Origin of the sequence: Pseudomonas endophytica, from assembly GCF_001411475.1 — a bacterium.
Lineage (GTDB): Bacteria > Pseudomonadota > Gammaproteobacteria > Pseudomonadales > Pseudomonadaceae > Aquipseudomonas > Aquipseudomonas endophytica.
This window is the reverse complement of sequence record NZ_LLWH01000156.1, coordinates 1-615: the sequence shown is the minus strand read 5'-3', so window position 1 is coordinate 615 and position 615 is coordinate 1. Positions and strand designations below refer to the sequence as shown.

At 65.9% G+C, this 615-nt stretch carries 1 pseudogene; it reads left to right on the top strand.

What is annotated here, in order from left to right:
* Positions 1-80: 80 nt before the first annotated feature.
* Positions 81-615 (top strand): annotated as a pseudogene (locus tag AQS70_RS10350) (hypothetical protein); the annotation flags it as partial.

The window sequence follows — 615 nt, the reverse complement described above, 5'->3', positions numbered from 1 at the left end:
AGCCTCGGTTACGAATAAGGCTTGCAGGCCTCACCGTCGGCGGCCCAGTGCCGCCGACACTGTTTTCAGGAATCCAAACGATGCAGCGCATTACTCGGGATGAGCACGCCAGCCCCACGGGGCTAGGCGCGCTGGAAGCTAAGATCGCGCTGATCCTCAAGCACTTCCCGCCTTCGGTGGCGAGTGTTTACGCGATCCCGCGGATTGGCAGCGGCGGGGTGGTGGAGTGGTGGAGCGAGTTGGGTGGCCAGCCCACGCGCTTTCATGAGTTGAGCGAAGAGCAGCGCACGGCCTTGCTGGCGCGTTATCACCAGCGCCAAGCCAGCCTGGGCCTGTTGGTCGATGAGTTGGGCGCCCGCGGCCAGACCGAGCAAGCGGCCAGTTTGCGCGGGCTGATTGGCTCGCCGGACCTCAATAACCTGTACAGCATCAACGGCGAGCCGGTGGTGGTGCGTTGGGGCCTCAAGCCGCGTGCGCCAGTGGTTACTCCGCCGCAAGCGCCTGGCCCGCGCCCGGTGCGGCGGCTGTGGCGCGGCTGGCCGTGGCTGTTATTTGGGCTGCTGCTGTTGGGTCTGTTGCTGTGGGCGTTGTGGCATTGGCGCTTACCGCCGATGC